The sequence below is a fragment of the Bacillus cereus ATCC 14579 genome, from assembly GCF_000007825.1.
Taxonomy (GTDB): domain Bacteria; phylum Bacillota; class Bacilli; order Bacillales; family Bacillaceae_G; genus Bacillus_A; species Bacillus_A cereus.
Window position 1 is genome coordinate 277,501 of sequence record NC_004722.1, and the last position, 7,500, is coordinate 285,000.

Sequence of the window (7,500 nt, forward strand, 5' to 3'; positions counted from 1 at the left end):
AGCCCCCCTCAAGATGAGATTTCCCATAGCGTAAGCTAGTAAGATCCCTGAAAGATGATCAGGTTGATAGGTTCGAGGTGGAAGCATGGTGACATGTGGAGCTGACGAATACTAATAGATCGAGGACTTAACCATATAATATGAAGCAAATGTTATCTAGTTTTGAAGGAATATGCCTTCATAGTTTGGTGATGATGGCAGAGAGGTCACACCCGTTCCCATACCGAACACGGAAGTTAAGCTCTCTAGCGCCGATGGTAGTTGGGACCTTGTCCCTGTGAGAGTAGGACGTCGCCAAGCAACTTTAAGACGAGTCAGAATGACTCGTCTTTTTTGTATGCTTTCATACCTCTATCAATTGCATTTTTAACCCCTTCTAAATAAGAAAATCCATATTTTTTATCTGGCTCTAAGTAAGTTCCTTCCGCCCACTCGTTCCATGCGTTAATAAATAAAAACTCGCTGTTATAAAAAGAGTAAGTACGATGAATTTGCTTGCTTAAATATATGGTGAACTTTTCAGGGGTAGAACCTACAAAGATGCTGCTATTCGCGTTTTTACGTCGTGCAGTATTATCCCAATCAACAAAAGCCCCGGGAAATGTTTTTTTCTTTGGGAGCGATCGTTGTAATATATACATCCATACTTTATCGTAGTCCCAAACATTTAATTGCATATCAGAATCATATATTACCTTATTTATGTCTGAAGAGCTATCATGGGCAATTGTATAGAAAGGTTCAAACTGAATGCTGGCATCGAATCCATTTATATTAGGTAGTGGAAAACTGTTTAATGTTTCAGCAAAGTATATACCTTTTAAACCATTTGCTCGCGCTAATGCATTCCAGTAATTAAGCATTTTTTCACAATCAGGAATATGTCCTGGACGATAAATAATGAATAGAGGTTTATCATCTATATAAATATATCTCTCATCTTGGAAAGCCTGTAATAAATAATCAAAGTGTTCCTTCCAATCAGATATATCTCCGTAGTCTTGAGGCATTAATATATGTTTATCGAGACCATCCCAAGATTTTGTCCATGGTTCATTTGCCCAAGAAAGACAAAAAGGGAAGTCAGGTTCCTTCATCTTTAGTACCTCATTAAAGGGTGTTTCTAATAGTCTTTTTCCCTTAAACCAGTAATGATAATAACAAAAACCATATATACCGTATGCTTTAGCGATTTCCGCTTGCCACTTTCTTACGGAGGGGGTAGTTAAGTCGTAATAAAAATCTTGATAAGGTTCCCTAGGTTGATAATGTCCTGAAAATAAAGGTTGTGCACTTTTAGTATTTGTCCATTCAGTAAATCCTTTCCCCCACCATCGATCATTTTCTTTAATTTGATGGAATTGTGGTAAGTAAAAAGCGATTATTTTCAAGTTATATCCCCCTCATGTTTTTCGTAGTTCAAGTGTTGGGAAGTTATTCTTGATTTGGTGAAGCAATTTTAAAACAAGAGATATGTTATCTGTTTACTGTCTTTTTATGGTATGTATTGGATTTCTTTAAGCTTACTTAATTAAGAGAGTATTAGGTAATTTGATATATAGCTGAAATAGAAAGTGCTTTTCGTCATGAAATTTATTACGTTGAATGAAAGGAATTAAATTTTTTGAAGGACAAAGAGGGCCTGTGGTAATCGATTTACATCATCAAAAAAGTCTTGTAGCTTTAAATATTTCTCATAATGATTTTCAATATAAGTCCTAGGTATAACAGTTTCTCCGTAAAAACTACTATTTCTAACATCTCCTGCACCAGTAGGACTGTGAACAAATTTGCCGTTTTCATAATCCGAGATGGCGCGATGTATATCTGGAAAAGCTTGAGATAAAGTTTTATGCCATCCTGTTTGAATTAATTCAGGATGTTCTTGGAATTGTTGACAAAAATCAAGAAAATAGCGCGCTTGTGTTGTTGCGATGAAGATTCCACCAGGGCGAAGAACTCTTGAAAATTCTTTTACCCAATTTTCGGCAGTTGCTTCGGATAAATGTGAGAATACAGAATAAGCGAATATGATATCTAATGAATTGTCACTAATAAATTCTACAGGGGGATGTGGACTTGCTGTTTTATATATCCCTCTTCCTAGTGTTTCATTACAAAGTGTGATCATCGCAGGATCGACATCAATGCCAAGTAAATTTTGATCAGAGGCATCTTTAAATAAGAAGCGTATAATTCTTCCCCATCCGCAGCCGAAGTCTAAAACTTTACTTTCTTTATTCAAGGGAACCCCTAAATTTTGGGCGTATTCTTTTATATGTCTATAAAACAAATATGCTTCGTAAAGAGCATGTTCATAGGAAGCACCTACAAATTGTTTTTGAATTTCTTCAGGAGGAAACCTAGGTACGGGAACCCCATTTATCGTTGTTTGTGAACAACTTTGTATAAATAAATTTAGAAGTTCGACATCAGATAGTGAATTAACAAGATGATCAAAATCACTTCCTAACTTAAATTTATTCATTTGTTAAACCTCCGAATTATATAGTGATTAAACTTTATTTTCTTGCTTTTTACTAATAAAAACATGTAAAAATTCAGCATCTAACCCTAGTGATCTATCCTTTTGTAAATAAACAATGGTATACATGTTTGCGTGTGTATAAATATATTCAATCATATCCTGCCCCCAATCGAACGTTACTAAAGATCCATTCTCATCAATAGGGTTTCCATGATAAATGGGCTCTTCAATATATTCAATCACTTCTTGATTCATTCTTGCTCTTTGCACAGTTTTTGTGAGTGTATGATACCAAGGGACAGTAAATACATGAGCGCCGCCAGGTTTTAATACTCGTTCTATTTCTTTAAAGGCTTTGTTTGGCGTCATTACATGCTCAAAAACGTCTTGAGTAATGAATAAATCAAAAGATTCATCTTCAAAAGTCATGTCTTCTAAGTTCTCACATCTAATACCTTGAAAGTATTGGCCAAGAGGATAATTTTTAAAGTATTGAGAATAAGTATAGTTTTTACAGTTTTTTAATAGTAGCTGAGTTGTAATTCCTCCAGGAGAGGATTCGTGGATACTATAGGAATTCCATTTTGGAAAAAATGTATGCAAGGCATGGATTAAAGCTCGCTGCCTTGGTATAGAGTTACATGTAGAACATAAATAATGATCTCTAAGCCAATCATTATGCTCTATAAATGTAGCTTTCTTTTCGCAAATAACGCAGTACCCATTATTGTGTTTCAAATTGATTTCCACACGACATCCCTCCTATGTTAAATGCAATCTATTTATGGAAAGTATGATACACGTCAACAATCAGCGAAATCAAAGGGGGAATGGGTGAAAGTTAGGTATTTTTTAAAATTGCGATTAGGAGAAGGGAATAATCAGTTGAAGAGAACCCCCAATCGAATTAAAGTTTCACTTTATGCTATGCGATGCATCAGCTTTTATTCATGGGAAAATGTATAGACTTAAAATATCCCTTTCGTGTATGGGTACATTTCAAAATCCTGTGCGTATATTTCTGTAACTAAATCCATAGTTTCTTTATCATAAAAGCTTTCGTATGTTGGAAATCGTGGGAAGTCTGTATCTGTAATGCTAAGTTCTGCATAGCTCCCTGCATAAATCATCTTGTGTGCGCGATGATGATCTGAATTTGTAAGAAGTGCTAAAGGGGATTTTATCAAATCGTACGTGTGTTCTAGTTTGGTGATTTGTGTATTAAAATCTTCTAAAGGAATATAACATTGGATGAAGTTTTCTTCACCAGGGACGTATTGTTGACTAAAATGTATATCTAACGCTAGAGAATTGGAGCCGAATGCCTGAACGTAATATAAAAATTGTTTAAATGATATTCCTTGATTACTATATTTGTCATTATAAAAATAATGACGGATACTTTCCCATTGAGGGCTAGCATATGGGTTGTCAGCAAGTAATAGAAATGAGCTGACAGCCCTTGTATAGGGATTTCGCACAAGTTTACAAACATCCTTTTTACCCTCTAGAAGACCATTTTGTAACTCGGGTATGTAATTTGTATTGTTCTTATACACCCAGAACTCATAGTAATGAATAAAGTCATTGTATTTCTTTGCTTCAGTAAATAATCCGATTTGAAAAAAGAACCAATTAGCTAACGCGGTGCATCCGCTTCTATGACTCCAAAATAGTATAATCGGAAAGTCTTTATGGTAATGTGGAATTCGATCTTTATGTAGAATTACATGATTTAAAAGTTCTTGATTTATATTTTTCATGAGTTCAGCACTCCTTTTTGGGAAATTTGTGTATGTAGACGTTTTTTTTATGGGTTAAACAAGTGAGGATTGTTTATTAAATATATTCATGGGGATGAGTAAATATTATGAGTGTTTTTGCAGTCAACCTGAATAAGGAAGCTATTCTAAAATGAAAATATAAAATAAAGATAATGAAAATTTATAACAAACATACAATGATAAGAAGATGAATAATCGAAATGATCCAGTTTATTTGTGTATATTTTTAGGTTTGACGACGGGGAAAAATTTATTACTAGAGAGATGATATTATGAGGAAGAATAATTATTTAATAGTAGGTGGAAATAGTTTCATTGGTATCAACCTCGCATTGGGTTTATTGGAACAGGGGCAAAATGTAAAAGTATTTTCCAGACATATAAATAATTTTCCTCAAAATATTATAAGTGAAGTTGAATTTATTAAAGGTGATTTAGAAAATGTTGAGGATATATATAAGGCTTTAGTGAATATAGATATTATTATTTATTTAGCTGCGACGTCTAACGTAGCAACTTCAATTGAAGATGTTTTCGGTGATATTAATAGCAGTCTATTTTTTCTTAATTTCATGGAAAGTGTTAAAGATTTTCGTATTAAAAAAATTATATTAGCTTCTTCGGGAGGCACAGTTTATGGTGAACCTGAATATTTGCCTATTGATGAGAAACATCCATTAAGACCACTTTCCCCGTATGGAATAACAAAAGTTTCGCTGGAGAATTATTTGTATTTTTATAAGAGAAAATATGGAATAGATTATGTTGTATGTAGATATTCTAATCCGTATGGAAAATACCAAAACCCCTTAAAAAAAGTTGGGGCGATAAATTGTTTTTTGTACCAGCATCTCAGTAATGAAAGGATTCATATATATGGGAATCCAGAGGAGATTATTAGAGATTATATTTATATCGATGATTTAGTTGAAATTACTATACAACTAGCACAATTAAATCAATTGAAATCTTGCGTATACAATATAGGGAGTGGCAAAGGTCTTTCTTTAAAACGAATTATAGTGGAATTAGAGAAAATAACAGAAAGAAAAGTGGATTTTATCTGTTACAAACAAAAACAAGAGAACGTTCAAAAAATCATTTTAAATATTGATAAGATAAAACAAGAATTGAATTGGGAACCTAAAATAGATTTTAAACATGGGATTAGATTAAATAAGCTATGGATTGAAGAGTTCTTATATAGTAAAAAATAATAACCCACACTCTACTTGTATAAGCAGAGCGTGGGTTATTATTTTGCTTCTTTTTCTATAACCCAAAGGTCTTGATGTTCCCACCAAAATCCTTCAGTATACTTTTTGATAATTGGGTTATGGGGTAATAATTTAATTTTGTCACACACGTAAGAGGGACTAACTATCGTTTGTCCGTATTGATTCACATCTAAATCGAATTGTTCACTAGAAGAGAGAAACCAATAGCCCTTTTCATTTAAATTTGGAAACCCGAAGTATTTTTTGCTTTGATAGCCATGGGTTGTGAAAATGAATAAACCACCAGGTGAAACAGCGTTATACAATGTTTGCAGCCAACGAAACCAAGTTGTATCAGGCATATGAGAGAAAAAGGATAGACAAAAAACGATATCGTACGTAGAGGAGTCCAATTTTAACTGTTCAGGCTCAGGATGAGATAATATAGAAGAATTATTTAATTTGTTTTCAATAAAGGAAATAGCCTCTTCGTGTATATCGCAAGCGGTTATACTCAAATTCGCTTGTAGATTTAATAAATGACGTGTTACGCAGCCGTATCCGGATGCAAATTCTAACAATTTAATTGGATTGCCTGTAGGAGGATAAAGGGAAGTAATTAAGTTTAAGAGTATTTGTGCTGAGTTTTGCCCATCTTTAAAGTAGTAATCTATCGCTTCTTTTTTTGATGGGAAGACGGGATTAGTGACAATGAACTGAAAGATATGATCCTCAGGATGGATACTTGCATTTACATTATAGTTGTGTGCGATTTGAGAAATTAAATCTTTATGTTCCTCTATAAAGTCTTTCAAAGAGTATTCCTCCCTTAAGTAATAGTAGCAACTTACAAGAGATATTGATGGCATAGAAAGCACATGTTTAAATTTTTAAGTATGCTTTAAGATGCTTTCTATATGTATACATTTTCATTTTAGAAATGTCGTCGATAGTAAATCTTTCTTTAATGAAATTTTGCATTTGTACAACTTCATTGTAATGGGAGTATGAATCTTCTGTTCTCGTTACGCTATTTAAATGTCGTCTATGATAGTTTAAGGGGGATGGATTGAAGTAAATATCTCCCTCTGTAAGAAGAGAAACATAGAAAAACCAATCACCAGCTATTTTGAACTTCTCTAACTGTTTTTCTGTTTTCTTCATATCTATATTTTTAAAAACTACACTTGAAACATTAGGTATAGTGTTTTTGATAAGTAACGTATCTTGTATTTCTTCGACGCCTTTTCGAAAATAGGGGCCTTTCCATTTTTCTTTATCGATATCATTTGTGTAATTTAAATAATGATTAGCCAATACATTTCCTTGTTCATCAATTTGTTTTGATTGTGTGTAACTTAAGGTAATATTGTTATTTATATAAAACCCCTGTATCACCTCTTGTAAAAATGTCTTATCGCATAAGTCATCGGCCTCTGCGATCCAAATATAATCACCAGTTGCTGCAGAGACTCCTTTTATCCATTGTTTAAATACGGAACCAGAGTTTTTATCATTAATAATCTGTTGAACCTTCAGGTGGGGCTTATTTTCTTTTGAGAGCAGCTTTTTAAAAGTTGATACGCTATGATCAGTGGAGGCATCGTCTAAGAAAATTAGTTCGTAAAGAGGGTAGGTTTGGTTTAAGATTGATTCGATTCGAGCAGGTAAGTATTTTTCATAATTATAGTTCGGTATGATTACACTTATCTTTTTGTAATTATGTTCGAGAAGATCTAGTAATTGATAAATGTAATTAAGAAAATTGAAGTTTTTTTCGATAAGTTCTTGGCCAAAGCTTCCCTTTTGTAATCGTAATCCCTCATCGTGAATAAATTCATATATTTTCTCTAGCATTTTGGGTAAATTTAAAAAATCTACTAAGGCACCAGTTTTTTCTGTAACAACATCTTCAAAACCTCCAGCATTTTTAAACCCTATAACAGGAAGTTTTGCATCTAATGCTTCTAAAACAACATTTGGAAAAGGATCTTCCCTTGAAGTTAATAAG

The 7,500-nt window shown here is 33.2% G+C and carries 7 protein-coding genes and 2 rRNA genes (2 of these 9 cut by a window edge); 3 read left to right on the forward strand and 6 right to left on the reverse strand.

Annotated elements, in window-relative coordinates:
- Together BC_RS01565 and rrf are read left to right on the forward strand one after the other, a co-directional pair.
- A 23S ribosomal RNA gene (locus tag BC_RS01565) occupies window positions 1-135 on the forward strand; it begins 2,787 nt to the left of the window's first position.
- Between the two features lie 49 nt (window positions 136-184).
- Window positions 185-300: ribosomal RNA gene (gene rrf / locus BC_RS01570) — 5S ribosomal RNA — on the forward strand.
- A 14-nt stretch (window positions 301-314) separates the two neighbouring features.
- Here rrf and BC_RS01575 read toward each other — a convergent pair.
- The 4 genes from BC_RS01575 to BC_RS01590 all read right to left on the reverse strand — a co-directional run bounded on the left by BC_RS01575 (window position 315) and on the right by BC_RS01590 (window position 4,251).
- Entirely contained in the window at window positions 315-1,391 is a 1,077-nt protein-coding gene (locus BC_RS01575; protein WP_000690973.1) for a glycosyltransferase WbsX family protein, read from the reverse strand.
- Between the two features lie 224 nt (window positions 1,392-1,615).
- On the reverse strand, window positions 1,616-2,488 hold the full coding sequence (locus BC_RS01580; protein ID WP_001031897.1) for a class I SAM-dependent methyltransferase: 873 nt from the start codon (window positions 2,486-2,488) through the stop codon (window positions 1,616-1,618).
- A 27-nt stretch (window positions 2,489-2,515) separates the two neighbouring features.
- The gene (locus tag BC_RS01585; RefSeq protein ID WP_000405125.1) at window positions 2,516-3,238 is read right to left on the reverse strand and encodes a class I SAM-dependent methyltransferase; all 723 of its coding nucleotides are present in this window, start codon (window positions 3,236-3,238) and stop codon (window positions 2,516-2,518) included.
- Window positions 3,239-3,456: 218 nt separating this feature from the next.
- A complete protein-coding gene (locus BC_RS01590; protein ID WP_000790044.1) occupies window positions 3,457-4,251 on the reverse strand; it encodes a sulfotransferase family 2 domain-containing protein in 795 nt (264 codons plus the stop codon).
- 293 nt (window positions 4,252-4,544) lie between these two features.
- Between BC_RS01590 and BC_RS01595 the strand changes: the two genes are divergently transcribed.
- Window positions 4,545-5,489 carry an NAD-dependent epimerase/dehydratase family protein gene (locus BC_RS01595; protein ID WP_001230819.1) on the forward strand — a complete coding sequence of 315 codons (945 nt, stop codon included), beginning with the start codon at window positions 4,545-4,547 and terminating at the stop codon, window positions 5,487-5,489.
- Between the two features lie 38 nt (window positions 5,490-5,527).
- On the opposite strand, the gene BC_RS01600 is transcribed toward BC_RS01595, so the two are convergent.
- Both BC_RS01600 and BC_RS01605 read right to left on the reverse strand, forming a co-directional pair.
- Entirely contained in the window at window positions 5,528-6,304 is a 777-nt protein-coding gene (locus tag BC_RS01600; protein WP_000651232.1) for a class I SAM-dependent methyltransferase, read from the reverse strand.
- A gap of 67 nt (window positions 6,305-6,371) precedes the next feature.
- Window positions 6,372-7,500: the 3' portion of a glycosyltransferase gene (locus tag BC_RS01605; RefSeq protein ID WP_000558370.1), read on the reverse strand. 803 nt of this gene lie beyond the right edge of the window; only the last 1,129 of its 1,932 coding nucleotides appear in the window; the start codon falls outside the window, past its right edge; its stop codon occupies window positions 6,372-6,374.

What these genes read in the sequence shown, in the direction of transcription:
- BC_RS01580 (WP_001031897.1), bottom strand. Translation starts at nt 2,488, where the DNA reads ATGAATAAATTTAAGTTAGGAAGTGATTTTGATCATCTTGTTAATTCA.
- BC_RS01595 (WP_001230819.1), top strand. Translation starts at nt 4,545, where the DNA reads ATGAGGAAGAATAATTATTTAATAGTAGGTGGAAATAGTTTCATTGGT.
- BC_RS01590 (WP_000790044.1), bottom strand. Translation starts at nt 4,251, where the DNA reads ATGAAAAATATAAATCAAGAACTTTTAAATCATGTAATTCTACATAAA.